Origin of the sequence: Streptacidiphilus sp. PB12-B1b (assembly GCF_014084125.1) — a bacterium.
Classification (GTDB): domain Bacteria; phylum Actinomycetota; class Actinomycetes; order Streptomycetales; family Streptomycetaceae; genus Streptacidiphilus.
In genome coordinates, this window is sequence record NZ_CP048405.1 from 7,206,627 (window position 1) to 7,231,754 (window position 25,128).

Consider the following 25,128-nt stretch of genomic DNA (forward strand, 5'->3'; position numbering starts at 1 on the left):
CGGGGGCGCCCCGGGCCGGGGCGGCGCAGGTCACCTGCCGCCCGAGGCCAGCTCCTGGGAGCGGTTGCGGGCCGCCTCCAGCGCGGACAGCAGCGCCGCCCGGACGCCGTGGTTCTCCAGCTCGCGGATGGCGGCGATGGTGGTGCCGGCCGGGGAGGTGACCGCCTCGCGCAGCTTCACCGGGTGCTCGCCGGAGTCCCGGAGCATCACCGAGGCGCCCACCGCGGCCTGCACGATCATGTCGGCGGCGACCGCGCGCGGCAGGCCCAGCAGGATGCCGGCGTCGGTCATCGCCTCGACCAGGAAGTAGAAGTACGCCGGGCCCGATCCGGACAGCGCCGTCGCCGCGTCCTGCTGCGACTCGGGGACGCGCAGGGTGCGGCCGACCGGCTTGAAGATCTCCTCGGTGCGCAGCAGGTGCGCCTCGGAGGCGTGCGATCCGGCCGAGATGACGCTCATGGCCTCGTCCACCAGCACCGGGGTGTTGGTCATCACCCGGACCACCGGGGTGCCGGGCGCCAGGCGCTCCTCGAACCAGGCGGTGGGCACCCCGGCCGCGCCGGAGATCACCAGCCGGTCCACCGAGATGTGCGGCGCCAGCTCGTCCAGCAGCGCGCCCATGTCCTGCGGCTTGACGGTGAGGATCAGGGTGTCGGCGGCGGCGGCCGCCTCGGCGTTGGAGACGGCCCGCACGCCGTAGCGCTGGTGCAGCTCGGCGGCGCGCTCCGGGCGGCGGGCGGTGACCAGGACGTCCGACGGGGACTTTCCGGCCCGCAGCAGCCCGGAGACCAGGGCCTCGCCGATCTTGCCGGTGCCGAGGACGGCGACTCGTTGCGTCATGGCGCCATCCTGCCACCGCGGCCGGGGCCGGGAACGTCCAGCAGCCGGGCACTCGCGCCGCGGGCCCCGGCCGACCGGCCCCTACCACGGGTTTTAACGGCATCGGGGCAAACTCAGGGTTGTCCCCTATAGCTTCGCGGGGCCGGGGGGAGCACCGTTGAGATATGACAAGCAGCGATGTCTCGACCCGCGAAACCGGCCACCTCGCCGTCGCCTCCACCACGCTCGGTCCGTGGCGTGCGGCGGGCGCGGTCGGCGTCGTCGGTGCCGCCGCAGCCGCCGGCATCGACCTGATCAGCCTGCACTGGTCGCTGAGCCTGCTCGCGGGCCCGGCCAGCATCGGGCTGTTCCTGTTCTTCCTGGTCGGCGGTGTCGGCTCGGTGGTCAGCCGCAAGGGCGGCGACCGCCGGCTGCGCCGCTGGGCGGCGGAGCACCCGTGGCAGACGGCGCTGGTCCCGGCCGCCGGGCTGGCCGTGACCAACACCCTCACCCAGTTCTTCCTGAGCAGCTCCGGCGTCTTCGCCAGCATATGGACCGGCCTGTGGCACGCCGCGGTCCTGGGCGTCGTCATCGGCGTCGTCGGCCAGGTCATGGGCTCCCGGCACAGCAGCTGACCGGGCGTCAGCGGCGGTCGCGCCCGGGGCCGGTGGCCGCACCGGCGCGGGGCCGCGAACCGGCCGCACCGGCCTGGGCACGCTCGTAGCGGGCGCGCTTCTCGGCCTCGCCCGGGGCCTCGACCAGGCTGCGGACGAAGTAGGCGGCCAGCGCGCCGACGAAGCCGATGGCCAGCATGGGCGTCACCGACCGCTCCTCGGCCATCCAGCCGCTGAGCGCCGCCCGGCCGCGGGCGAACAGCGTCCAGGAGCGGACGGCGGCGGCGACCGTGCACACCGCCACGGCCGCCGTCAGCAGCACGTCCACCAGCGATCCGGATCTGGCGACCAGCACCCCCTGCACGGCCAGGCGCATCAGCAGCGCGCCGGCGCAGGTGGCGGCCAACGCACCGGCGCTCACGCCGACGCGGCGCAGCCAGTAGCCGGTGTCGTGGGTGAGCCAGCCGGTGCCGAAGAAGCGGATCGGCTCGGGGGCCGGTCCCGGTCCGGGGGCGGGCCTGGTGGCGCGGGTGTCAGACACGCCTCCGATTATGCGGCAGCGGGCCGCCCGCCCCCGGCAGGGAGCGGACGGCCCGCGTCGCGGCGCCCGGTCGGGTCGCGGTGCGCGGCCCGGTCAGCCCAGGCGCGAGACGTCGCGGACGGCGCCGCGGTCGGCGCTGGTGGCCATCGCCGCGTAGGCCCGCAGCGCGGCCGAGACCTGCCGGTCGCGGTTGCGCGGCCGGTAGCCGTGGCCGGCCTCCAGCGCGGCGCGGCGGGCGGCCAGCTCCTCGTCGGAGACCTCCAGCCGGATGGACCGGGCCGGGATGTCGATGGTGATCAGGTCGCCGTCCTGGACCAGCGCGATGGCGCCGCCGGAGGCCGCCTCCGGGGAGGCGTGCCCGATCGACAGCCCCGAGGTGCCGCCGGAGAAGCGCCCGTCGGTGATCAGCGCGCACGCCTTGCCCAGGCCCCGGCCCTTCAGGTACGAGGTCGGGTACAGCATCTCCTGCATGCCCGGGCCGCCCTTGGGGCCCTCGTAGCGGATGACGACGACGTCGCCCTCCTTGACCCGCTTGGTGAGGATCGCCTCGACCGCGTCCTCCTGCGACTCGGCGACGACGGCCGGGCCCTGGAAGCGCCACAGCGCCTCGTCCACGCCGGCCGTCTTGACCACGCAGCCGTCCACGGCCAGGTTGCCGTAGAGGATCGCCAGGCCGCCCTCGGTGGAGTAGGCGTGCTCCACGTCCCGGATGCAGCCGCCGGCGGCGTCGGTGTCCAGCGTCTCCCAGCGCTCGGACTGGGAGAACGCCGAGGCGGAGCGGACGCAGCCGGGCGCGGCGTGCCACAGCTCGACGGCCTCGGCCGTCGGCGAGCCGCCGCGCACGTCCCAGGTCTTCAGCCAGTCGGCCAGCGACGGGCTGTGCACGGTGTGGACGTCCTCGTTCAGCAGCCCGCCCCGGTACAGCTCGCCGAGGATGGCCGGGATGCCGCCGGCCCGGTGCACGTCCTCCATGTAGTACGAGCCGTTCGGGGCCACCTTGGACAGGCACGGCAGCCGGCGCGACAGGGCGTCGATGTCGCTCATGTCGAAGTCCAGCTCGGCCTCCTGGGCGGCGGCGAGCAGGTGCAGGATGGTGTTGGTCGAGCCGCCCATGGCGACGTCCAGGGCGACGGCGTTCTCGAACGCGCCCCGGGTGGCGACCGAGCGCGGCAGGACGGTGGTGTCGTCCTGGCCGTAGTAGCGGTTGGTGATCTCCACCACGGTGCGCCCGGCGGCCTGGTAGAGCTCCTTGCGGGCGGTGTGGGTGGCCAGCAGCGAGCCGTTGCCGGGCAGGGACAGGCCGATGGCCTCGGTCAGGCAGTTCATCGAGTTGGCGGTGAACATGCCGGAACACGACCCGCAGGTCGGGCAGGCGTTCTCCTCGATCCGGGCGATGTCCTCGTCCGAGACGTTCTCGTTGACGGCGTCCGCGATCGCGTTGATCAGGTCCAGCTTGCGGACGGTGCCGTCGACCAGGGTGGCCTTGCCGGCCTCCATCGGGCCGCCGGAGACGAACACGGTGGGGATGTTCAGCCGCATGGCGGCCATCAGCATCCCGGGGGTGATCTTGTCGCAGTTGGAGATGCAGATCAGCGCGTCCGCGCAGTGCGCCTGGACCATGTACTCGACCGAGTCGGCGATCAGGTCGCGCGAGGGCAGCGAGTAGAGCATCCCGGAGTGGCCCATGGCGATGCCGTCGTCCACGGCGATGGTGTTGAACTCGCGCGGGATGCCCCCGGCCGCCGCGACCGCCTCGGAGACGATCCGGCCCACCGGCTGGAGGTGCGTGTGCCCGGGCACGAACTCGGTGAAGCTGTTCGCCACCGCGATGATCGGCTTTCCGAAGTCCTCGCGGGCTACACCGGCGGCCCGGAGCAGGGCGCGGGCTCCAGCCATGTTCCGACCATGGGTGACCGTACGGGACCTCAGCTCGGGCACTGTGCTCAACTCCTTCGTCGTTGACCCTCGAGCCTACGCCGCGATACCGCCCTTCGGACGCCGCGTCCGCCATGCGATACAGGGCGTGGACACCGCCCGGTCCACGCCCGCGGCCGTCACGCCGCCACGCCGACCGTGACGTCCAGGTCGAAGTCCTCGACCACGACGCCGTCCGGGAAGACCCGCAGCAGCGCCGCGCGCTCCGCCGTCAGCACCTGCTCGCGGCGGGACGCGTCCAGCACCGCCACGTAGGAGCGCGAGCCCAGGTCGGCCAGGGCCTGCTCGACCGGGATGGAGCGGCTCCAGCGCAGCACCGCCCGCCGCACCGACAGGCCCAGCCGCTCCAGCTCGGGCGCGCTGTCGTTGACCGCGCCGTAGCCGTGGTACTGCGGGCAGGCGGCGATCAGGCGCTGCTCCTGCTCCCGGGGCCAGCCCTGGGTGCGGTCCTTGACGTTCCAGAACACCGCCAGCGCCCCGCCCGGTCGCAGCACCCGGCGGGCCTCCGGCACCGACCTGGCCGGGGTGGTCCAGTGGAACGCCTGGCCGTAGGTGACGAAGTCGGCCGAGCCGTCGGCGAAGGGCAGCCGGTCGCCGTCGCCGCGCACCAGCGGGATCTCCGGGGAGACCCGGCGCAGCTGCTCCGCCATCCCCGGCGTGGGCTCGACGGCGACGACGTCGGCGCCGCGCCCGCGCAGCAGCCGGGTGACGATGCCGGTACCTGCGCCCACGTCCAGCACCCGGGCGCCGCGCAGCGGACGGCCGCTCAGCCGCTCGACGGCGGTGAACAGCTCGTCGGGGTAGCCGGGGCGGGCGGCGTCGTACTGGGCGGCCACCGCGCCGAAGGACGACGACAGCTCACTGCCGGGCAGGAAGGACGACATGGTCCGGGCCTCGATCCTCGAGTCAGCGTTTTCCCGAACCTATCCGGGCGGCCGTCGCCAGGTGCAGCCGGGTGAAGGCCAGCGCCTCCGCCAGTTCGGCCTCGCGTTCGACCGGGCCCGGGGCGCGCCGGGTGTTGACCTCCAGCACCACGTGGCCGCCGAAGCCGCTGCCGGCCAGCCGCTCCAGCAGCTCGGCGCAGGGCTGGGTGCCGCGCCCCGGGATCAGGTGCTCGTCCTTGGCCGATCCGGAGCCGTCGGCGAGGTGGACGTGGGCGAGCCGGTCGCCCATCCGGTCCACCATGGCCAGCGCGTCGGTGCGGGAGGTGGCGACGTGCGAGAGGTCCACGGTGAAGTGCCGGTAGTCCTCGGTGGTGGGATCCCAGTCGGGCGCGTAGGCGGCGACCTCGCGGTCCCGGTAGCGCCACGGGTACATGTTCTCCACCGCGAAGCGGACGTCGGTCTCCTCCGCCATCCGCCACACCCCCTGGACGAAGTCCCGGGCGTACTGCCGCTGCCAGCGGAACGGCGGGTGGACGACGACGGTGGACGCCCCCAGCTTCTCCGCCGCCGCGCGGGCCCGCACCAGCTTGGACCACGGGTCGGTGCCCCACACCCGCTGGGTGATCAGCAGGCAGGGCGCGTGCACCGCCAGGATCGGCACGCCGTGGTAGTCCGAGAGGCGGCGCAGCGCCTCGATGTCCTGGCTGACCGGGTCCGTCCAGACCATGACCTCGACGCCGTCGTAGCCCAGGCGTCCGGCGATCTCGAAGGCGGCGGCGGTGTTCTCCGGGTAGACCGAGGCGGTGGACAGCGCGACCTTGGCGTCCGGGACGCGGAGGGCCGGGCCGGAGGTGAGCAGCCCGGCCGGGTGCGGGCCCGGCAGTACCGGCGGCCGCGCGGGCGCCCCGGGCACGGCGCGCGCCGACGCCCGGGGCGCCGCCGTCCTCGCGGCCGACCGCCGGGCGGCGGCCTTCCCGGCCGCCTTTCCAGCGGGCTTCTCGGCCGCCCTCCTGGCTGTCTTCTCGGCGGCCGTCTTTCCGGCAACCGCCTTCTTGACCGCCGCCGCCTTCTTGGCAGCTGCTCCGGTCGCCTTGGCCGCACGCCCCGCGCGGGGCCGGTCCGGGGGCTCCCCGGAACGGGAATCCCGCGTCGGCTCTTCCTCAGCTGGTTCCGCCACGAAGACAGCGTATGCGTGTCGGCCGCGCCCGGGGACAGCACCTCGCCCCCTGTCACGCAATCCGGACAACCGGCGCGCGGGGCGGGCCCGGGGCTGCTACTCCACGCCCTCCATCTGGTCCAGCCGCCGCAGGATCACGCCCTCCCGCAGCGCCCACGGGCAGATGTCCAGCTCCTGCACCCCGTACAGGTCCATGGCGCCGTCCGCGACCAGGGCGCCCGCCAGCAGCTGCCGGGCCCGGCCCTCGGAGACGCCGGGCAGGACGGACCGCTGCGCGGTGGTCATGGTCGCCAGCCTCGGCAGCCAGGTGGCCAGCGCCTCCCGGGTCAGCGTGCGCTTGAGGAACGGGCCGTCGGCCTCGCGGGCCGCGCCGGTGATCCTGGCCAGCTGCTTGAAGGTCTTGGAGGTGCCGACGACGTGGTCCGGCACGCCCAGCCGGGCGACGTCCCCCACCGTCCGGGCGATCTGCGCCCGGACGTGGCGGCGCAGCGCCCGCACCGCCTCCGAGGTGGGCGGGTCGCCGGGCAGCCAGGCGGCGGTGAGCCGGCCGGCCCCCAGCGGCAGCGAGATGGCCGCGTCCGGCTGCTCGTCCACGCCGCACGCTATCTCCAGCGAGCCGCCGCCGATGTCGAGCAGCAGCAGCCGCCCCGCCGACCAGCCGTACCAGCGGCGGGCCGCGAGGAAGGTCAGCCGGGCCTCGTCGCCGCCGGAGAGCACCCGCAGCTGCACGCCGGTCTCCCGCTCGACGCGCTTGAGCACCTCCTCGCCGTTGGCGGCCTCGCGCACGGCGGAGGTGGCGAAGGGCAGGACCTCCTCGACGCCCTTGTCCTCGGCCACCCGCATCGAGGAGTCGACCATGTCCACCAGCCGCCGCACGCCGTCCTCGCTGATGGCCCCCTCGTCGTCGAGAAGCTCGGCCAGCCTCAGCTCGATCTTGTGGGAGTACGCGGGCACGGGCGCGGCGCCGGGGTGGGCGTCCACCACGAGGAAGTGGACGGTGTTGGATCCCACATCGAGCACGCCAAGTCGCATAACTCTCCACGCTACGCGATGCGCGGGCAACGATCATCCCGCGTCAGGAACCGGCCGGGGCGGCTGTGCCGTTCTCCCCTTCGTACCGGCCCCTTCACGCCGGCCCTTCGTCCCGCCCCCGAGGAGATCCCCTGTGGCCCTGCAACTCCAGATCGTCGGCAATGCCATGCAGATGGCCGTCGTCCAACTCCAGCCGGGGCAGACGGTGTACAGCGAGGCAGGGAAGTTCCTCTTCAAGACCACCAATGTGAGCATGGACACCCGGCTGTCGACGCCCTCCAACGGGCAGCAGGGTTCGATGCCCGGTCAGCAGGGCGGCATGGGCGGGCTGCTGCGACAGGCCATGGGCACCGCGATGCAGGTCGGGCAGCGGATGCTCGCCGGGGAGAGCGCCGCCTTCCAGTACTTCACCGCCCAGGGCGGCGAGGGCACGCTCGGCTTCGCCGGGCACATCCCGGGCGAGATGCGCGCGCTGGAGCTGGACGGCAGCCGGGCCTGGCTGGCCGAGAAGGACGCCTTCATCGCGGCGGAGTCCAGCGTGAACTTCGGCATCGCCTTCTCCGGGCTGCGCGCCGGGATGCGCGGCGGGGAGGGCTTCGTGCTGGAGAAGTTCACCGGCTACGGAACCGTGCTGATCGGCGGCGCGGGCAACTTCATCGACCTGGAGCTGCAGGACTTCGGCGGCGCGCTGCAGGTGCACACCGGCTGCATCGTGGCCTTCGAGGAGGGCATCAGCTACAGCGTGGAGCGGGTCGGCGCGCTCAACCGCCAGGGCATGATGAACGCCGTCTTCGGCGGCGACGGCCTGTCGCTGGCCACCCTCCAGGGCCACGGCAAGGTGATCCTGCAGTCCATGACGCTGGAGGGGCTGGCCAACGCGCTGCGCAAGGCCGAGGGCCCGGACAAGGACGGCCCGACCGGCGGCCTGTTCTCGACCCGGGTCGAGTAGCCGCCGCTAGGCGCTCAACGGGTGCAGCCCGCCCAGGTCGTGGAAGAGGCCGGTGTTCAGCCGGAAGGCGTGCCGGCTCTCGTCGGCGATCCGCCGCTGCTCGATCTCGCCGATCGCCTCGCCCGCCGCGTCCAGCCGGGCCCGGTAGCCGCGCTTGAACGCGGCCGGGTTGTCCACCGCCTCGAAGACGTAGAACCGCACGCCGTCGCCCTTGCGCTCGAAGCCCCAGGTCTTCTCGGCGATGCCGCGGATGATCTGACCGCCCGACAGATCGCCCAGGTAGCGGGTGTAGTGGTGGGCGAGGAAGCCGTTCGGCCAGCTCTCCGCCACCTCCCGCAGCCGGGCGGCGTACGCCTCGGTGGCGGGCAGCGGGACCAGCCCGTCGCGCCAGTGCCGCCCGCGCAGGTGGAGCAGGTCCCGCTCCAGCTCGGGCGCGCGGTGCAGGGCCGGGTCGACGAACGGGCCGACCACCGGATCGGCGGCCAGCGCCAGCCCGGCGTCCTCCAGGGCGCGGTAGACGAACCACAGCTGCCCGCCGAGCTCGGCGTAGGCGTCGACGCCCAGGCGCCCGCCGAGCAGGTTCCCCATGAACGCGGACTGCTCCGCCTCCTGGTGCTCCCGCGCGGTGGCGCTGCGCAGCAGTGCGGCGAAGCCCGCCTGCGGCTCGGCGGCGGCTTGCTCGGTCATCCGGTCCTCCCCAGTCCTGGGCGTCGCCGCCCTGCCGCGCCCACGGTCGCGGTCACCGGCCATTCTTTACCGACATGCTGTCGGTAAAACCTAACCGATCGGGCCCACTGCCGTCACCGGATGCCGCCACCCCGGTGAACACCGGCTCTGATCTGCGGCGCCGAGGACATAGGCTGGAGCCGTGCCAGCCGTAGACGTCACGCTCACCGATCGCAAGGCAGTCGAGAAGGCTGCGAAGAAGGCCGCAGCGGCGGCCCGCAAGCGCGAGGTCCCGCTGGACTTCGCCCGCGCCTGGGTCGAATTCGCCGACCCGGACGACGCCGAACAGGTCTTCCGGTGCGACCTGACCTGGCTCACCTCCAGCTGGACCTGCATCTTCGGCCGGGGCTGCCACGGCATCCGCCCCGGCCGGGCCAGCGACGGCTGCTGCACCCTGGGGGCGCACTGGTCCGACGAGGACGACCAGCAGCGCGTCCTCGGCCACGCCGCCCGGCTCACCCCGGAGACCTGGCAGTACCACCGGCAGGGCAACGGCCCCAAGGGCATCAGCGAGCCCGACGAGGACGGCGAGCTGCGCACCCGCCGGGTCGACGGCGCCTGCATCTTCCTCAACCGCCCGGGCTTCCCCGGCGGCGAGGGCTGCTCACTGCACACCCTGGCCCTGGCCGAGGGGCTGGAGCCGCTGGAGACCAAGCCGGACGTCTGCTGGCAGCTGCCGATCCGGCGCACCTACGACTGGATCGACCGCCCGGACGACACCCGCTACCTCCAGGTCAGCATCGGCGAGTACGACCGCCGGGGCTGGGGGCCGGGCGGCCACGACCTGCAGTGGTGGTGCACCGGCAGCCCGGACGCCCACGTCGGCGCGGAGCCGGTGTACGTCAGCTACCGCGCGGAGCTGACCGAGCTGATGGGCGAGGCCGGCTACGCCGTGCTGGAACAGCTCTGCACCCGCCACCTGGCCACCCTCGGCGCCCCGGTCGCCCCCCACCCGGCCGACCCGGCCTGACCTGCGGGCGGGCGTCAGCCCGGGCGGCGGTGGCGGCCCTGGGGCTGGTCGGTGGCCGGCGGTGTGGCCGAGGCCACCGGGGCGGGCGTGCCGGAGGCCGGGGCGCTGGGCGTGGAGACCGGCTGACCGGTCGGCGGCGCGGTCGGGCTCGCAGTCGGCGTGCCGGGCGCTCCGGCGCTGCCGCTGGGCGCGGGCGTCGGCCCGCTCGGGGCGGTGGGGGCGACCGGCCCGCCGGGAGCGGTCGGGCTGCTGCTCGGCGCCGAGGGCGGCGGCAGGGTCCGGCGTCCGGTGCCCGGGCCGCGCAGGGTCACCACCGCGCCGGACGGCTGCACTGTCAGCCGGGCGGTCCACGGGTCGACCGGGGTCAGCCCCGGGTCCACGGTGACCAGCACGGTGGCCCGCTCCCCCGGCCGCAGCGTGCCGGAGCCCCGGCTGAGCCGCAGCCAGGGCGCGCCGCCGGTGATCTGCCAGGCGGTCGGGTTGCTGCCGCTGTCGGCCAGGGTGACGACGGTCCGTCCGCCGACCTCGGCGGCGGTCACCTCGAGCTGCGCGGCGGGCTGCGCGGACGCCACCGAGGCCCCGGACGCGCCCGCCGGGCCGGGGGCCGTCCCCGCGCCGCCGGGGGCCGGGCCTGCGGCGGGCGGACCGGCGGGGGCGGCCGCACCGGCGCCGGGACCGCCCGGGCCGTACGCGGTGGGCCCCGGCTCCGGCGGCTCCCACGGCCCCGGCGACTGCGGGCCGGCCGGTTCGGGCTCGGGCGTCGCCACGCTGACCGAGGAGACCGGGGCCGACTGGACCGGGTGGCGCTGGTGCGTGGACCAGAACGCGACGACGGGGGCGGCCACCACCGCCGCGATGACCGAGCCGGCCACGGCCCGCTGCCGCAGCAGCACCGCGCGCTGGCTGGGCGCGGCGCGGTGCACCGGGAAGCCGCGCCGGTCGAAGCGGGGCTCGCGGGCGGTGTCGTCCCGGCGGCCGAGCTGGGCGACGAAGCCCTCCGCGCCCGCGTCCTGCCGCAGCTCGCCGGGGGCGGCCACCAGCCCCGGCGTCCCGGGCGCGCGCAGCGTTCCCGGCCAGGGGCCCAGTGCGGCGGCGCGCTCCGCCGTGCCCCGGCAGGTGGGGCAGTCGTCCAGGTGGCGGACCAGCTCGCCGCGCAGCGCCGGGCCGAGCACCGGGCCGCGCTCGCCGCCGAGCCGCCGCAGTTCCGGGCAGCCGTCGGCGTCCAGGACGCTCAGCGCCGCCGCCGTCCGCTCCATCTCGCACACGGCCCGGGCGACCAGCGCCCCGGCCTGCTCGTCGCGCATCCCCAGCACCGCCGCCAGCTCCCCGGTGCCCAGCCCGTGGCGTCCGGTGAGCTCCAGCGCCTCGCGCTGGGCCGGGGTGGAGCCGGCCGTCTCGGGCCAGGCGAGCCTGCCCAGGCCCGGGGCCTGCGGTCGGCCGCCGCCCGGCAGCGGGTCGGCGTTCTCCATCCGCAGCAGGCAGCAGTACCGGGCCAGCGCGTACAGCCAGGCGCGCTGGAGCGCCGGCCGGCGCAGCCGCCGCCGGTGCCGCGCCGCCAGCCGCCGCACCTCGCGTACGGCGGCGACCGCCTCCGCCTGGTCGCACAGGACGGAGAGGCAGTAGGTGTACAGCGCGTCGGTCAGGTGTTCCCATGCCTCGTCGAGGCCGCGCTGCCGGGGAACGGCTCTGGCCTGGGTCCGGGTGGTCACCTCCCCGACGTTAGGGCCCGGCCCGCGCCGCCCACCGGAGCTTGCGGGCGGCGTACCCCTTTCGGGTGAGTGGGCGGCGCTGTCAGTGCCGGGTTGTAGCGTTCACGGCATGGCAGCACGATCGACGTCTCCCAAGGTCCGCTCCTCGTACCGGTGTACGGAGTGCGGCTCCACCCCGCCCAAGTGGACCGGCCGCTGCACCGAGTGCAACGCCTGGGGCACCATCGAGGAGGTCGGCGCGGTCCCGGTGCGGACCACCGCCGCCGGCCCGGTGAGCAGCGCCGCCCTGCCCATCGGCCAGGTGGACGCCCGGGTGGCCGCCTCCCGGCCGACCAACATCGACGAGCTGGACCGGGTGCTGGGCGGCGGCCTGGTGCCGGGCGCGGTCGCGCTGCTGGCCGGGGAGCCCGGTGTGGGCAAGTCGACGCTGCTGCTGGACGTGGCGGCCAAGGCCGCCAGCGAGACCCACCGCACCCTGTACGTCACCGGCGAGGAGTCGGCGAGCCAGGTCCGGCTACGGGCGGACCGGATCAACGCCCTGTCCCCGCACCTCTACCTGGCGGCGGAGACCGACCTGGGGGCGGTGCTGGGCCACATCGAGCAGGTCAACCCGTCGCTGCTGATCCTGGACTCGGTGCAGACCATCGCCTCCGGCCAGCTGGACAGCGCGCCCGGCGGCCCGGCGCAGATCCGGGAGGTGACGGCGGCGCTGATCCGGGCGTCCAAGACCCGGGCCATGTCCACGCTGCTGGTGGGCCATGTCACCAAGGACGGCTCGATCGCCGGGCCGCGGCTGCTGGAGCACCTGGTGGACGTGGTGCTGCACTTCGAGGGCGACCGGCACGCCCGGCTGCGGATCATCCGGGGCATCAAGAACCGCTACGGCGCGACCGACGAGGTGGGCTGTTTCGAGCTGAGCGACTCCGGCATCGTCGGCCTGCCCGACCCGTCCGGGCTGTTCCTGACGAAACGGGAGAAACCGGTCCCGGGGACCTGCCTGACCGTCACCCTGGAGGGGCGCCGCCCGCTGGTCGCCGAGGTACAGGCGCTGATGGTGGATTCGCAGATCCCCTCGCCCCGGCGGACCACCTCCGGCCTGGAGTCGCCGCGGATCGCCATGATCCTGGCCGTGGTCGAGCGGCACGCCGGGGTGCGGCTGGGCAAGCTCGACATCTACACGGCGACCGTCGGCGGGGTGAAGCTCACCGAGCCCTCGGTGGACCTGGCGATCGCGCTGTCGGTGGCCAGTTCAGCGGCCGACACGCCGCTGCCGCCGAACCTGGTGGCGATCGGCGAGGTGGGCCTGGCGGGCGAGGTGCGCCGGGTCACCGGGGTGGAGCGCAGGCTCGCCGAGGCGGCGCGGCTGGGCTTCACCCACGCCCTGGTCCCGCCGGATCCGGGGAAGGTCCCCCGGGGCATGCGGGTGACCGAGGTCTCCACCATCGCCGAGGCCATGGCGGCGATCCCCGGCAGGCGCGGCTCCGGCCGCCGCTCGGGCGGGGGCGCGGGCGCGGGTTCCGGCGCGGGCGCGGGCCGGACGTCGGGCTCCGGAAACGGCGCCGGGCCCGGCTCCCGCCCCGGTTCTGCCTCCGGCTCCGGCGCGGGCCGGGGCGGCAGCGGCCTGCCCGCGTTCCTGGACGTCCCGGACGATCCGGCCGAGCTGATGGACGGCTGGGAGGAGGTCGATCCCGGCTAGTCCGGGCGCGGCCGGGAGCGCCCGCGGACACCCGTCGCCCCCCATCCCGCCTATATCCAGCCACGGCCTGCGGCGCCCACCGGTAAACTCAGTCGCGCACCCCCTCACCCCACCGGAGGAGTCGTCCCGTGGCAGCCAACGACCGGGCGGATCGCTCCTCCCGCGAGGAGGCCCTGATGCGGGCCTCGCTCAGCGCCGTAGCCCCTGGCACGCCCCTGCGCGACGGCCTGGAGCGGGTGCTGCGCGGCCGCACCGGCGGGCTGATCGTGCTCGGCTTCGACAAGCAGGTGGAGGCGCTGAGCACCGGCGGCTTCGTGCTGGACGTCGAGTTCTCGGCGACCCGGCTGCGCGAGCTGTGCAAGCTGGACGGCGCGGTCGTCCTCGACAAGGACATCACCCGGATCGTCCGGGCCGGGGTCCAGCTCGTCCCGGACGCCACCATCCCCACCGAGGAGACCGGCACCCGGCACCGCACCGCCGAGCGCGTCAACAAGCAGACCGGCTACCCGGTGGTCTCGGTCAGCCAGTCGATGCGGCTGATCGCGCTGTACGTCAACGGCGTGCGCCGGGTCATCGAGGACTCCGCGGCGATCCTCTCCCGCGCCAACCAGGCCCTGGCCACGCTGGAGCGCTACAAGCTGCGCCTGGACGAAGTGGCCGGCACCCTCTCCGCCCTGGAGATCGAGGACCTGGTGACGGTCCGTGATGTCTCCGCCGTCGCCCAGCGGCTGGAGCTGGTCCGCCGCATCGCCGGGGAGATCGCGGGCTACGTGGTGGAGTTGGGCACCGACGGCCGGCTGCTGTCGCTCCAGCTGGAGGAGCTGATCGCCGGGGTCGAGCCGGACCGCGAACTGGTCGCCCGGGACTACTTCCCGGACCGCGCCGCCAAGCGGGGCCGCACCGTCAACGACGTCCTCGCCGACTTGGACGCGCTCTCCCACCCCGAGCTGCTGGAGCTGCAGACGGTCGCCAAGGCGCTGGGCTACCCGGGCACCCCGGAGGCCCTGGACACCGCCGTCAGCCCGCGCGGCTACCGGCTGCTGGCCAAGGTCCCGCGGCTGCCCAACACCGTCATCGAGCGGCTGATCGAGCACTTCGGCGGGCTGCAGAAGCTGCTCGCCGCCAGCCTCGACGACCTCCAGGCCGTCGAGGGCGTCGGCGAGACCCGTGCCCGCTCGGTCCGCGAGGGGCTGTCCCGGCTGGCCGAGTCGTCCATCCTGGAACGCTACGTCTGAGCCCGCGCGCGCGGCGCGGGCCCAGACGGCCCGTCAGCTGCCGAACGGCGCGAGCCGGAACTGGTACGACGGCTGGGCGGTGACGCCCTTCAGGCTGACCTGGACGACGTAGGTGCCGGGCCCGGCCGCCGCGCCGCCGGTGCCGGGGGTGCAGCCCCGGGCCGAGGTCATCCGGCTCCACTGGAAGGTGGCGGTGATCGGGGTGCCCGAGCCGGGGACGGCGTACCACTGCGAGGCGGTGTCCGCCGGGCAGTCGCCGGAGGACCAGACGTGGCTGTTGCCGCTGGTGCTGACGACCACCACGGCCGAGGCGGCGCCGAGGTCGGTCCGGCAGGCGCCGCCGCTGGTGTTGGTGATGGCCAGCTGGAAGGCCGGCAGTTGCGCGGCCGTGTACGTGGGCTCGGTACTGGTCAGCGAGAGCTCCAGGTCGGAGGCCAGACACACCGGGAGGGCCATGGTGGCCGGGCTGCCGGCGACGACCGGGGTGCCCCCGGCGCCGGTGCCCGCGCCGGCGCCGGTGCCCGCGCCGCCGCTGGAGCCGCTGCTGCCGCTCGAACCGCCCGAGCCGGCGGCCCCGCTGCCCGGGCCGCCCTCGGTGACCGTGACCGGCTGCCCGCCGCCCGGCGCCCCGGTGCCCGGCGTGGAGCCGGACCCGCCGGACCCGTGCCCGGATCCGCCGCTGCCGCCCGCGCCCTTGCCCGTACCGCTGCTCGCCCCGCCGCTCGGCGCGCCGTCGCTGGAGCCGCCGTTGCCCGAGCCGGACGGCGCGGTGGAGCCGGTCGGCCCGGGGGTGATCGACTTCGCGGGCTGGGTGCCCCTGCCCCCCGTCACGCTCCTGGTGCCGCCGCCTCCCCCGCCGAAGAGGAGCCACCCGACCAGGGCGAGCACCGCGACGAGGACGACCAGCACGACAACGCGGCGCCGCCAGTAGATGGACGAGGGCAGAGGCCCGACAGGATTGCGCAGAGAAGGCACGAGCAAACCTTACGAGAGATCAACCCCCGGTCAGAGCAACACCGCCGTACCCGTGGTCCCTTCTTTCACATCATCGGCCTGATCGGCCATCCGAATGGTTTCCTGCGACCAATCCGGTTACCCGGTTGTGACCGGAGGTGTGCGACCATCGACACCGTCATGAACACGAACGCCGCCCTCTCCGCCCCGCGCCTCCACCGCGAGATCCTCGCCTGGTACGCCGCCAACGCCCGCGAACTCCCCTGGCGCGAGCCGGACGCCGGCGCCTGGGCGGTGATGGTCAGCGAGTTCATGCTCCAGCAGACCTCGGTGAAGCGGGTGCTGCCCCTGTACGCCGAGTGGCTGGAGCGCTGGCCGACGCCGGCGGCGCTGGCCGCCGACCCGCCCGGCGAGGCCGTCCGCGCCTGGGGGCGGCTGGGCTACCCGCGCCGGGCGCTGCGGCTGCACGCCGCCGCGACCGCGATCGTCGAGCGCCACGGCGGCTCGGTGCCGACCGACCACGCCGAGCTGCTGTCGCTGCCCGGCGTCGGCGAGTACACGGCCGCGGCCGTCGCCTCCTTCGCCTTCCGGCAGCGGCACGCCGTGCTGGACACCAACGTCCGCCGGGTGCTGGCCCGGCTCGTGGACGGCACCGAGTTCCCGCCGACCGCGACCACCGCCGCCGAGCGGCGCACCGCCGCCGCACTGCTGCCGGACGACCCGGAGACCGCCGCCACCTGGGGCGTCGCCGTGATGGAGCTGGGCGCGCTGGTGTGCACGGCCCGGTCGCCGGAGTGCTCACGCTGCCCGGTGTCGGCGCAGTGCGCCTGGCGGCTGGCGGGCAGCCCGGCGCACGACGGGCCGCCGCGCCGGGGGCAGACCTACGCCGGGACCGACCGCCAGGTGCGCGGGAAGCTGCTGGCGGTGCTGCGGGCGACCCGCGCCGAGGTGGCCCAGGCCGACCTGGACGCGGTCTGGCCGGACCAGGTGCAGCGGGCCCGGGCCCTGGACGGCCTGGTCGCGGACGGCCTGGTGGAGCCGGTCGCGCCCGGGGTCTACCGGCTCCCGGGCGGCGCGCCGGTGCCGGTGGGCGATCTGCGGGGACACGCCAACCTACTTGCCGACCGGCTAGTACCCGCGCCGGACGCGCGGTAAGCTCAGTCTCGAACAAACCACCACCACACAGGTCCACAGGCGGAGCGATGACGACCCAGACACCTCGCGGGGACACCCGGGCGCGCATTGTGGACATCGCTCTGGAGCTGTTCGCCGAGCACGGCTACGAGAAGACCTCGCTGCGCGAGATCGCCGACCGGCTCGGGGTGACCAAGGCCGCGCTGTACTACCACTTCCGCACCAAGGAGGACATCCTCGCCGGGATCGTGGACAGCATGTCCGCGCCCATCGACGAGGCCATCGCCTGGGGCGAGCAGCAGCCCTACAGCCCGGCCGTACGGGACGAGATCGTCCGCCGCTTCGCCGAGGGCATGGCCGACCGGCAGCGGCTGCTGCGCTTCTTCCACGAGAACCAGCCCACCATCCGCGAGCTGAGCGTCGGCAGCCGCTTCAAGGAGCGGATGATCAAGCTGACCAAGCTGATGCAGGGCCCCGAGCCGACCTTCGAGGACCGGGTCCGCGCGGCGGTGTCGCTGATGGTCGTCAACGTCACGCACTTCATCTCCGACTCGGTCGCCGAGCACGATCCGGCCGCCCCGGAGCTGCCCGACCCGCAGACCCGCCAGGAGGTCGCGGTACGGGTCGCGCTGGACGTCGCCGAGCAGATCGGCAAGCCCGCCCGGAGCTAGGCAGGCCCGCCGGGGCGTGGGGAGGCCGCTCCCGGACGCGGGGATGTCGGTTCCCGGACGCCGGGAGGCCGCGCCGGAGGAGCGTGAGCTGCCCCACTCCCGGCCCAGCTCCCATACCCGCGCACGCCCTGATCGTGCAAGGCTGGATGACCTGCAAGGCCGAACGCTCCCTCCTCCCTCGATCAGGAGCGCACCGTGACCCTCCAGCTCAAATCCGGCACATCCTGGGCCGAGACCTACGCCCGTTGCATCCGGACCGCACCCGAGGCGTTCTCCCCGGACCGGCTGCTGAACCTGGTCCGCGGCGACTGGCACGCCGTCGGCACCCCCGGTTTCCACACCACGCCGCTGGACGGCAGCCCGATCCCGGGGCCGCCGCGCGTCGGCGTCGAGGAGGCGGCGGCCGCCGTCGACTTCGCCATCGCCGAGCACGAGCGCTGGGCCTCGGTACCGCTGGACGAGCGGGCGGCCCGGGTGGGCGCCGCCGTGGACGCCCTGGCCGAGCAGCGGGAGCTGCTGGCGCTGCTGCTGGTCTGGGAGATCGGCAAGCCCTGGAGGCTGGCCTGCGCCGACGTGGACCGGGCGCTGGACGGGGTGCGCTGGTACCTCGCCAACATCGAACGCCAGCTGGGGCTGCACTCCGACAGCCCGCGGCGTCCGCTGCCGGGCCCGGTGTCCAACATCGCCAGCTGGAACTACCCGATGAGCGTGCAGGTGCACGCCGAGCTGGTGCAGCTGCTGGCCGGGAACGCGGTCATCGCCAAGACCCCCTCGCAGGGCGGCTTCCACTGCCTGACCCTGGCCCACGCGCTGATGCGCCGGGCCGGGCTGCCGGTGTCGCTGCTCTCCGGCATGGGCTCGGAGATCGCCGACTCGCTGATCCGCTCCCCCGGCCTGGGCGCGCTGGCCTTCGTCGGCGGACGCGCCAACGGCCGCCGGGCCGCGACCTCGCTGGCGGATCTGAACCGCCGCCACTTCCTGGAGCAGGAGGGCCTGAACACCTGGGGCGTCTGGGACTACAGCGACTGGCCGACCCTGGCCGCCCACCTGCGCAAGGGCTTCGAGTACGCCAAGCAGCGCTGCACCGCCTACCCGCGCTACGTCGTCCAGCGCCGGCTGTTCCCGGCCTTCCTGGAGACCTACCTGAGGGTGGTCGGCGGGCTGCGCTTCGGGCATCCACTGGCGGTGGCCGACGACGACCCGCAGACGCCCTTCCCGGAGCTGGACTTCGGCCCGGTCATCCACGCGGCCAAGGCCAAGGAGCTGGCCCGCCACTTCGAGCAGGCGGTGGCTGCCCGCGCGGTCCCGCTGTACCGGGGCTCCCTGGCCGAGGGGACCTTCCTGCCCGGCCAGGACACCGCCGCCTACCTGGCCCCGGCCTGCGTGCTGGAGCCGCCGAGCAGCTGGGCGCTGCACCACTCCGAGCCGTTCGGGCCGCTGGACTCCATCGTCCTGGTGGACACCGAGGCGGAGCTGCTGGCGGCCATGAACGCCGGCAACGGCTCGCTGGTGGCCAGCATCGCCACCGACGACGAGGCGTTCGCCGCCCGGATCGCACCGGACCTGCTGGCCTTCAAGATCGGCGTCAACAAGCCCCGCTCGCGCGGCGACCGGGAGGAGGTCTTCGGCGGGCTCGGCGCCTCCTGGAAGGGCGCGTTCGTCGGCGGCGACCTGCTCGTCCAGGCGGTCACGCACGGGCCGGACGGCGCCGAGGAGAAGCTCTACGGCAACTTCCCCGGGTACTCGCTCTACCCCTCCCGCTGACCCCGGCACCCGCCGCCCCCGTGCTCTCCGACGGCGCCGCGCAGCCCCCGCGCGGCGCCGTTCGGCTGCGCCCGTGCGCCGCTCCGCCACCGGCCGTGCCCGGGCGCCCCAGGAGTGCGGTCCCGCCCCGGCAAGACTGTTGACCCGTCAGTAACTTCCGTGTGACGCTCCTGGATGTGCCCTGCACCGCCCCGCGACGCACACGCCGAGGAGACCGTCGATGACGACCCACGACCGCTACGCCAACCCCGTCGCCGAAGGCCTCTGGACCGTCCCGGCCTCCGGCTCCGCGCGCTTCACCTGGGAGTACGACGACGGCCGGGACCGGCTGCTGGCGCTCTACCAGAAGGGCAAGGACAAGCAGTGGGACGCGGCCAAGCGCATCGACTGGTCGCTGGAGGTCGATCCGTACGACCCGCTCGGCCTGCCCGACGAGTCGCTCACCATCCACGGCACCCGCTATTGGGACAGCTTCAGCCCGCAGAACCGGGCCGAACTGCGCCGGCACTACGCCTCCTGGCAGTTCAGCCAGTTCCTGCACGGCGAGCAGGGCGCGATGGTCTGCGCCGCCCGGATCGTCGAGTCCGTGCCCGATCTGGACGCCAAGTTCTACTCCGCGACCCAGACCATGGACGAGGCCCGCCACGCCGAGCTGTACTCCCGCTTCCTGCACGAGAAGATCGGCATGCTCTACCCGATCAACGACAACCTGCAGGCGCTGCTCGGCGACACCCTGCGCGACTCCCGCTGGGACATGCCCTACCTCGGCATGCAGGTGCTCATCGAGGGCCTGGCACTGGCCGCCTTCGGGCTGATCCGGGACACCACCAGCAAGCCGCTGCCCAAGCAGCTGCTCGCCTACGTCATGCAGGACGAGGCCCGGCACGTGGCCTTCGGCCGGATGGCGCTGCGCGACTACTACTCCCAGCTGACCCGCGCCGAGCTGGCCGAGCGGGAGGACTTCGTCATCGAGGGCTGCTACCTGATGCGGGACCGGCTGCGCGGCACGGAGGTGCTGGAGAACTTCGGCATCCCGCTCGCCGACGCGGAGGCCATCAGCGAGCAGAGCGAGTACCTGACCTTCTTCCGCAAGCTGCTGTTCTCCCGGATCGTGCCCTGCGTCAAGGACATCGGCCTGTGGGGACCGCGGCTCCAGCGGGCCTACCTGGACATGGGCGTCTTCGAGCTGGGCGACTCCAACCTGGACCTGCTGATGCAGCAGGACGAGGACATCGCCGAGCAGCTCGACGCGGAGCGCTTCGCCGCCGAGGAGGCGGCCCGGATCGCCGAGGTGGAGGCGGCCATCGCCTCCGGCGCGGTCGCCGACTGAGACGGTCGCCGACTGAGACGGAAACAGGGCCCGTCCCGCGCTCACGAGGAGCGGGGGACGGGCCCTGTTTCGTCCGTGCCGGTCAGCCCTTGGTGAGATCCGGGCCCGCGGCCACCGGCGGGGTGTCCGCGATCGGCGACTTGTCGGCGCCGACGAAGGTGAACTTCGCCGTCTTGCCCTCGCCCTCGACGTCGACCAGGACGATGTGCCCGGCCCGCAGCTCGCCGAAGAGGATCTTCTCCGAGAGGACGTCCTCGATCTCGCGCTGGATGGTCCGGCGCAGCGGCCGGGCGCCCAGGATCGGGTCGTAGCCGCGCTTGGCCAGCAGCGACTTGGCGGCCGGGGTCAGCTCCAGGCCCATGTCGCGGTCCTTGAGCCGGTCGTCCACCTTGGCGGCCATGAGGTCGACGATCTGGATGATGTCTTCCTCGGACAGCTGGTGGAACACCACGATGTCGTCCACGCGGTTCAGGAACTCGGGGCGGAAGTGCTGCTTCAGCTCCTCGCCGACCTTGGCCTTCATCCGCTCGTACCCGGTGGAGACGTCGCCCTGGGCGGCGAAGCCCAGGTTGAAGCCCTTGGAGATGTCCCGGGTGCCGAGGTTGGTGGTCATGATGATGACGGTGTTCTTGAAGTCCACCACCCGGCCCTGGCTGTCGGTCAGCCGACCGTCCTCCAGGATCTGCAGCAGCGAGTTGAAGATGTCCGGGTGGGCCTTCTCGACCTCGTCGAAGAGGACCACCGAGAACGGCTTCCGGCGGACCTTCTCGGTCAGCTGGCCGCCCTCCTCGTACCCGACGTAGCCGGGAGGCGAGCCGAACAGTCGGGAGACCGTGTGCTTCTCGCTGAACTCGGACATGTCGAGCTGGATCAGCGCGTCCTCGTCGCCGAAGAGGAACTCCGCCAGCGTCTTGGACAGCTCGGTCTTACCGACGCCGGAGGGGCCGGCGAAGATGAACGAGCCGCCGGGGCGCTTCGGGTCCTTGAGGCCCGCACGGGTGCGCCGGATGGCCTGGGAGAGCGCCTTGATGGCGTCCTTCTGGCCGATGACGCGCTTGTGCAGCTCGTCCTCCATGCGCAGCAGCCGGGAGGACTCCTCCTCGGTGAGCTTGAAGACCGGGATGCCGGTGGCCGTCGCCAGGACCTCGGCGATCAGCTCCTCGTCCACCTCGGCGACGACGTCCATGTCGCCGGCCTTCCACTCCTTCTCCCGCTTGGCCTTGGCCTGCAGGAGCTGCTTCTCGTTGTCGCGGAGCGAAGCGGCCTTCTCGAAGTCCTGCGCGTCGATCGCGGACTCCTTCTCCCGGCGCACGTCGGCGATCTTCTCGTCGAACTCGCGCAGGTCCGGCGGCGCGGTCATGCGGCGGATGCGCATCCGCGAGCCGGCCTCGTCGATGAGGTCGATCGCCTTGTCGGGGAGGAAGCGGTCCGAGATGTAGCGGTCCGCCAGCGTCGCGGCGGCGACCAGCGCGGCGTCCGTGATGGACACCCGGTGGTGCGCCTCGTAGCGGTCGCGCAGACCCTTGAGGATCTCGATGGTGTGCGCCAGCGAGGGCTCGGCCACCTGGATCGGCTGGAAGCGGCGCTCCAGCGCGGCGTCCTTCTCCAGGTGCTTGCGGTACTCGTCCAGCGTGGTCGCGCCGATGGTCTGCAGCTCGCCCCGGGCCAGCATGGGCTTGAGGATGCTGGCCGCGTCGATCGCGCCCTCGGCGGCGCCCGCACCCACCAGGGTGTGCAGTTCGTCGATGAACAGGATGATGTCGCCGCGGGTGCGGATCTCCTTGAGCACCTTCTTGAGGCGCTCCTCGAAGTCACCGCGGTAGCGGGAGCCGGCGACCAGGGCGCCCAGGTCGAGGGTGTAGAGCTGCTTGTCCTTCAGCGTCTCCGGGACCTCGCCCTTGACGATGGCCTGGGCCAGGCCCTCGACGACGGCGGTCTTGCCGACGCCGGGCTCGCCGATCAGCACCGGGTTGTTCTTGGTGCGGCGGGACAGCACCTGCATGACCCGCTCGATCTCCTTCTCGCGCCCGATCACCGGGTCGAGCTTGGCTTCGCGGGCCGCCTGGGTCAGGTTGCGGCCGAACTGGTCGAGGACCAGCGAGGTCGAGGGAGTGCCCTCGGCCGGGCCCCCGGCCGTGGCCGACTCCTTGCCGCCGCCCTGGTAGCCGGACAGCAGCTGGATGACCTGCTGCCGGACCCGGTTCAGGTCGGCGCCGAGCTTCACGAGGACCTGGGCGGCCACGCCCTCGCCCTCACGGATGAGGCCGAGCAGGATGTGCTCGGTCCCGATGTAGTTGTGGCCGAGCTGGAGGGCCTCCCGGAGCGACAGCTCCAGGACCTTCTTCGCCCGAGGAGTGAAGGGGATGTGGCCGGACGGGGCCTGCTGCCCCTGCCCGATGATCTCCTCAACCTGCTGGCGGACCGCCTCGAGCGAAATCCCGAGGCTCTCCAGGGCCTTAGCGGCGACACCCTCACCCTCGTGGATCAGACCCAGGAGGATGTGCTCAGTGCCGATGTAGTTGTGGTTGAGCATCCGGGCTTCTTCCTGAGCCAGGACGACAACCCGCCGCGCGCGGTCGGTGAACCTCTCGAACATCGTTAATCGCTCCTCAGAGCGGTCGGGCAGTGAGGGGTCGGTCCCCTCCCTGTCCTTCCGCATGCTAGTCCCGGCGACCGGAACAGCTCACGTCTACCGCCGACAGCCGACGCCCCGTTATGTACGCGGCGGCCGACAATGACTCCAACCGAATGCTCCGGGATGGTGTTCCCGCAGGCCAAGCAGATCCACCTGGAATCGCTACGCCGACGGCGAACGCTCCCGACGACACGCCGCAGGACCGGCTCTCCGACCCCGGCCGTCCGTGCCTCCACACAGGCTTCATACCCGTGCGGCACCGCCATCCATTCCCGTTCGACCACGACCGGGTGTTCGCCCGGCGAGAAGCGGGACGAACGGTGCGGGCCAACTGTGTGACATCGGGCGTCCGGTGTGGCGACGCGCGTAACCGGGGCCGTCCGTCGCCCGTTGGGCAGGGTGTGCCACACCCGAGCAGCACACCCCGAGGCGGCCCGCGCCCCGCGCGGCGCCGCTGCGGCCCCGGACGCGGGCCCGGGGCCCTGTGGACCCCTGGACGCCCCGCCGGGGCCGGGAACGGCTGCCCGCGCCCGGACGGGGCGGCTCGGCCGGTCGCACCTGGACGGCCGGATCAGCCGTGGGCCTTCTCGTACGCCTCGCGGAGGTGGCTGGGCACCCGGCCGCGGTCGTTCACGTCGTAGCCCTCCTCCTTGGCCCAGGCGCGGATCTTCGCCGTGTCCGGGTTGCCCCCGACGGGGCGCGGCGCGCGGGCGCGGCCGCCGCGGACGGCACTGACGCGCCCGCTCTGCTTGCGGCCGCCTGCCGTGTAGGGGGCGAGCAGCTCGCGCAGCTTGCCTGCATTCTCATGAGTGAGATCGATCTCGTAGGCAACCCCGTCGAGAGCGAACGTCACGGTCTCGTCCGCCTCTCCGCCCTCGAGATCGTCGACAAGAAGGACCTGGACCTTCTGCGCCACGGGCTTCCCTTTCCTCAAAAGCTCGGATTACTTGTAGGAAAGGAAACCGCTTTTCTGCGGAAAACTCAAACCCCCTGCACGAGAAGGCCGCATCCGCAGCCCCCGGGACAACGCCGGGGACCGCCCGGGGACACTCAGAGATGCAAGAGCATCCGGGTGTTGCCCAAGGTGTTCGGCTTCACCCGTTCCAGGTCGAGGAACTCCGCGACGCCCTCGTCGTAGCTGCGCCGCAGCTCCTCGTACACGTCGCCGTCGACCGGCGTGGAGCCGATCTCACTGAAGCCGTGTTTGCTGAAGAAGTCGACCTCAAAGGTGAGGCAGAAAATCCGGCGCACACCGATCCAGCGTGCGGTGGAGATGAGCTTCTCCAGCAGGACGTGCCCGATACCGGTCCCGCGGCAGGCCGGATCGACCGCCAGGGTGCGCACCTCGGCCAGATCTTCCCACATCACATGGAGCGCGCCGCAGGCCACGACCTCGGCGTCGTCGTCCCGTTCGGCGACCCAGAACTCCTGTACGGATTCAAAGAGCGTGACCGTCGGCTTGTTCAACAGGATTCGTTCGCGCGCGTAGCCGTCAACCAGTCGGCGCACTGCCCGTACATCGCTCGTCCGCGCCCGGCGGATGGTGACCTCCATGGCAGGACGCTATCGCGCTCAGCCGCCCGGCTGCTCCGGGATATCCGGTCCCGGGCCGGGCTCTTCTTCGGCGGGCTGCTCGGCGGCCTCTTCGGCGGGGGGCTCGACCGACTGTTCGGGCGCCTCTTCCGGGGGCTGTTCGGACAGCTGCGGGGCGACCACCCGCAATGCGTCGCGGAGCGCTTCCTGCTGTTCCGGGGACATCATCCCGAAGAAGTGCACCAGAGCCGCCGCCGGGTTGTCACTCGTCGCCCACGCGTCGTTCATCAGGGCGGCCGTATAAGCCTCCCGTGAGGAAACCGGCTCATAACGGAAGGCCCGCCCCTCCTGTTCCCGGCGGAGCCATCCCTTCTGGAACAACTTGTCCATCACGGTCATGACCGTGGTGTAGGCGAGTTCGCGTTCCTGGAGCAGATCCTCAAGAACCTCACGAACCGTCACCGGGCGATTCCACTGCCAGAGGCGGGACATCACCTCGTTCTCAAGTTCACCGAGCCGGCGTGCCATCGCGGTTCTCTTCCCGTGCGTCCGATGGAAACCTTGCGGGCTTCCAACAGTGCAAATATCACCTTTTCCGGACAAAGCGGCAGAGCCGCGCCCGGGCGGCGCCGGGGAGGAACGGGAAGTGCCGGGGAAAGCTCAGTCCTGCGGGGCGCCCTGCTTCAGGATGATGGCGTCCGCGGCCGCGTCCTCGCGGGCCGCGGCGGCCCCGCCCTGGTTGCGGAACAGGGTGCGGATCATCAGCGCGAAAGCGATGCACATCACGGTGGGGGGCGTCAGCGCCTCAAGGTACTGCATT

At 73.2% G+C, this 25,128-nt stretch carries 23 protein-coding genes; 9 read left to right on the top strand and 14 right to left on the bottom strand.

What is annotated here, in order from left to right; translation table 11 throughout:
- Positions 1–30: 30 nt before the first annotated feature.
- Complete coding sequence (gene proC, locus GXW83_RS31380; RefSeq protein ID WP_182446387.1) at positions 31–840, bottom strand: pyrroline-5-carboxylate reductase; 810 nt, start codon at positions 838–840, stop codon at positions 31–33.
- A gap of 164 nt (positions 841–1,004) precedes the next feature.
- Between proC and GXW83_RS31385 the strand changes: the two genes are divergently transcribed.
- Entirely contained in the window at positions 1,005–1,454 is a 450-nt protein-coding gene (locus GXW83_RS31385; RefSeq protein ID WP_182446388.1) for a hypothetical protein, read from the top strand.
- A 7-nt stretch (positions 1,455–1,461) separates the two neighbouring features.
- On the opposite strand, the gene GXW83_RS31390 is transcribed toward GXW83_RS31385, so the two are convergent.
- The 5 genes from GXW83_RS31390 to GXW83_RS31410 form a co-directional block, all read right to left on the bottom strand.
- Positions 1,462–1,974 (bottom strand): hypothetical protein, encoded by a 513-nt coding sequence (locus GXW83_RS31390; protein ID WP_182446389.1) that lies wholly within the window; start codon positions 1,972–1,974, stop codon positions 1,462–1,464.
- Between the two features lie 93 nt (positions 1,975–2,067).
- Complete coding sequence (ilvD, locus tag GXW83_RS31395; protein WP_182446390.1) at positions 2,068–3,912, bottom strand: dihydroxy-acid dehydratase; 1,845 nt, start codon at positions 3,910–3,912, stop codon at positions 2,068–2,070.
- A 116-nt stretch (positions 3,913–4,028) separates the two neighbouring features.
- Positions 4,029–4,793: a class I SAM-dependent methyltransferase gene (locus tag GXW83_RS31400; RefSeq protein WP_182446391.1), complete on the bottom strand. Its 765-nt coding sequence runs from the start codon at positions 4,791–4,793 to the stop codon at positions 4,029–4,031.
- 22 nt (positions 4,794–4,815) lie between these two features.
- Entirely contained in the window at positions 4,816–5,652 is an 837-nt protein-coding gene (locus GXW83_RS31405; RefSeq protein WP_182447686.1) for a sugar phosphate isomerase/epimerase, read from the bottom strand.
- A 414-nt stretch (positions 5,653–6,066) separates the two neighbouring features.
- Positions 6,067–7,002: a Ppx/GppA phosphatase family protein gene (locus GXW83_RS31410; protein WP_182446392.1), complete on the bottom strand. Its 936-nt coding sequence runs from the start codon at positions 7,000–7,002 to the stop codon at positions 6,067–6,069.
- Positions 7,003–7,135: 133 nt separating this feature from the next.
- Between GXW83_RS31410 and GXW83_RS31415 the strand changes: the two genes are divergently transcribed.
- Positions 7,136–7,951 carry an AIM24 family protein gene (locus tag GXW83_RS31415; RefSeq protein ID WP_182446393.1) on the top strand — a complete coding sequence of 272 codons (816 nt, stop codon included), beginning with the start codon at positions 7,136–7,138 and terminating at the stop codon, positions 7,949–7,951.
- Between the two features lie 6 nt (positions 7,952–7,957).
- Here GXW83_RS31415 and GXW83_RS31420 read toward each other — a convergent pair whose 3' ends face one another.
- Positions 7,958–8,638, bottom strand: coding sequence for a heme oxygenase (biliverdin-producing) (locus GXW83_RS31420; protein ID WP_182446394.1), 681 nt, complete (start codon positions 8,636–8,638; stop codon positions 7,958–7,960).
- 181 nt (positions 8,639–8,819) lie between these two features.
- Here GXW83_RS31420 and GXW83_RS31425 point away from each other — a divergent pair, with 181 nt between their 5' ends.
- Positions 8,820–9,647: a hypothetical protein gene (locus GXW83_RS31425; RefSeq protein ID WP_370466823.1), complete on the top strand. Its 828-nt coding sequence runs from the start codon at positions 8,820–8,822 to the stop codon at positions 9,645–9,647.
- 14 nt (positions 9,648–9,661) lie between these two features.
- On the opposite strand, the gene GXW83_RS31430 is transcribed toward GXW83_RS31425, so the two are convergent.
- On the bottom strand, positions 9,662–11,356 hold the full coding sequence (locus GXW83_RS31430; RefSeq protein WP_182446395.1) for a sigma-70 family RNA polymerase sigma factor: 1,695 nt from the start codon (positions 11,354–11,356) through the stop codon (positions 9,662–9,664).
- Between the two features lie 109 nt (positions 11,357–11,465).
- On the opposite strand from GXW83_RS31430, the gene radA reads away from it, so the two are divergent.
- Positions 11,466–13,052, top strand: coding sequence for a DNA repair protein RadA (gene radA / locus GXW83_RS31435; protein ID WP_182446396.1), 1,587 nt, complete (start codon positions 11,466–11,468; stop codon positions 13,050–13,052).
- A gap of 176 nt (positions 13,053–13,228) precedes the next feature.
- The gene (gene disA, locus GXW83_RS31440) at positions 13,229–14,287 is read left to right on the top strand and encodes a DNA integrity scanning diadenylate cyclase DisA (RefSeq protein ID WP_182447688.1); all 1,059 of its coding nucleotides are present in this window, start codon (positions 13,229–13,231) and stop codon (positions 14,285–14,287) included.
- A gap of 33 nt (positions 14,288–14,320) precedes the next feature.
- On the opposite strand, the gene GXW83_RS31445 is transcribed toward disA, so the two are convergent.
- Positions 14,321–15,262, bottom strand: a complete 942-nt coding sequence (locus GXW83_RS31445; RefSeq protein WP_182446397.1) for a hypothetical protein — start codon at positions 15,260–15,262, stop codon at positions 14,321–14,323.
- Positions 15,263–15,421: 159 nt separating this feature from the next.
- On the opposite strand from GXW83_RS31445, the gene GXW83_RS31450 reads away from it, so the two are divergent.
- The 4 genes from GXW83_RS31450 (at position 15,422) to GXW83_RS31465 (ending at position 20,140) form a co-directional block, all read left to right on the top strand.
- Entirely contained in the window at positions 15,422–16,396 is a 975-nt protein-coding gene (locus GXW83_RS31450) for an A/G-specific adenine glycosylase (RefSeq protein ID WP_182446398.1), read from the top strand.
- Positions 16,397–16,443: 47 nt separating this feature from the next.
- Positions 16,444–17,046: a TetR/AcrR family transcriptional regulator gene (locus GXW83_RS35165; protein WP_182446399.1), complete on the top strand. Its 603-nt coding sequence runs from the start codon at positions 16,444–16,446 to the stop codon at positions 17,044–17,046.
- Between the two features lie 195 nt (positions 17,047–17,241).
- A complete protein-coding gene (locus GXW83_RS31460; protein WP_182446400.1) occupies positions 17,242–18,810 on the top strand; it encodes an aldehyde dehydrogenase family protein in 1,569 nt (522 codons plus the stop codon).
- A 220-nt stretch (positions 18,811–19,030) separates the two neighbouring features.
- Positions 19,031–20,140, top strand: a complete 1,110-nt coding sequence (locus GXW83_RS31465; protein WP_182446401.1) for a ferritin-like domain-containing protein — start codon at positions 19,031–19,033, stop codon at positions 20,138–20,140.
- Between the two features lie 82 nt (positions 20,141–20,222).
- On the opposite strand, the gene GXW83_RS31470 is transcribed toward GXW83_RS31465, so the two are convergent.
- From GXW83_RS31470 to GXW83_RS31490, 5 genes are all read right to left on the bottom strand, one after another.
- On the bottom strand, positions 20,223–22,736 hold the full coding sequence (locus tag GXW83_RS31470) for an ATP-dependent Clp protease ATP-binding subunit (protein ID WP_182446402.1): 2,514 nt from the start codon (positions 22,734–22,736) through the stop codon (positions 20,223–20,225).
- A gap of 610 nt (positions 22,737–23,346) precedes the next feature.
- Positions 23,347–23,691: an Lsr2 family protein gene (locus GXW83_RS31475; protein WP_182446403.1), complete on the bottom strand. Its 345-nt coding sequence runs from the start codon at positions 23,689–23,691 to the stop codon at positions 23,347–23,349.
- A gap of 134 nt (positions 23,692–23,825) precedes the next feature.
- A complete protein-coding gene (locus GXW83_RS31480; RefSeq protein ID WP_182446404.1) occupies positions 23,826–24,329 on the bottom strand; it encodes an amino-acid N-acetyltransferase in 504 nt (167 codons plus the stop codon).
- A gap of 18 nt (positions 24,330–24,347) precedes the next feature.
- Positions 24,348–24,836 (bottom strand): BlaI/MecI/CopY family transcriptional regulator, encoded by a 489-nt coding sequence (locus tag GXW83_RS31485; RefSeq protein WP_182446405.1) that lies wholly within the window; start codon positions 24,834–24,836, stop codon positions 24,348–24,350.
- A gap of 132 nt (positions 24,837–24,968) precedes the next feature.
- A complete protein-coding gene (locus tag GXW83_RS31490; protein WP_182446406.1) occupies positions 24,969–25,127 on the bottom strand; it encodes a hypothetical protein in 159 nt (52 codons plus the stop codon).
- Between the last annotated feature and the right edge of the window lies 1 nt (position 25,128).

Excerpts from the sequence above, each read along its gene's own strand:
- proC (WP_182446387.1), bottom strand. The coding sequence starts at position 840 with ATGACGCAACGAGTCGCCGTCCTCGGCACCGGCAAGATCGGCGAGGCC.
- GXW83_RS31385 (WP_182446388.1), top strand. The coding sequence starts at position 1,005 with ATGACAAGCAGCGATGTCTCGACCCGCGAAACCGGCCACCTCGCCGTC.
- GXW83_RS31400 (WP_182446391.1), bottom strand. The coding sequence starts at position 4,793 with ATGTCGTCCTTCCTGCCCGGCAGTGAGCTGTCGTCGTCCTTCGGCGCG.
- GXW83_RS31410 (WP_182446392.1), bottom strand. The coding sequence starts at position 7,002 with ATGCGACTTGGCGTGCTCGATGTGGGATCCAACACCGTCCACTTCCTC.
- GXW83_RS31420 (WP_182446394.1), bottom strand. The coding sequence starts at position 8,638 with ATGACCGAGCAAGCCGCCGCCGAGCCGCAGGCGGGCTTCGCCGCACTG.
- radA (WP_182446396.1), top strand. The coding sequence starts at position 11,466 with ATGGCAGCACGATCGACGTCTCCCAAGGTCCGCTCCTCGTACCGGTGT.
- disA (WP_182447688.1), top strand. The coding sequence starts at position 13,229 with ATGCGGGCCTCGCTCAGCGCCGTAGCCCCTGGCACGCCCCTGCGCGAC.
- GXW83_RS31450 (WP_182446398.1), top strand. The coding sequence starts at position 15,422 with ATGAACACGAACGCCGCCCTCTCCGCCCCGCGCCTCCACCGCGAGATC.
- GXW83_RS35165 (WP_182446399.1), top strand. The coding sequence starts at position 16,444 with ATGACGACCCAGACACCTCGCGGGGACACCCGGGCGCGCATTGTGGAC.
- GXW83_RS31465 (WP_182446401.1), top strand. The coding sequence starts at position 19,031 with ATGACGACCCACGACCGCTACGCCAACCCCGTCGCCGAAGGCCTCTGG.
- GXW83_RS31470 (WP_182446402.1), bottom strand. The coding sequence starts at position 22,736 with ATGTTCGAGAGGTTCACCGACCGCGCGCGGCGGGTTGTCGTCCTGGCT.
- GXW83_RS31480 (WP_182446404.1), bottom strand. The coding sequence starts at position 24,329 with ATGGAGGTCACCATCCGCCGGGCGCGGACGAGCGATGTACGGGCAGTG.
- GXW83_RS31485 (WP_182446405.1), bottom strand. The coding sequence starts at position 24,836 with ATGGCACGCCGGCTCGGTGAACTTGAGAACGAGGTGATGTCCCGCCTC.
- GXW83_RS31490 (WP_182446406.1), bottom strand. The coding sequence starts at position 25,127 with ATGCAGTACCTTGAGGCGCTGACGCCCCCCACCGTGATGTGCATCGCT.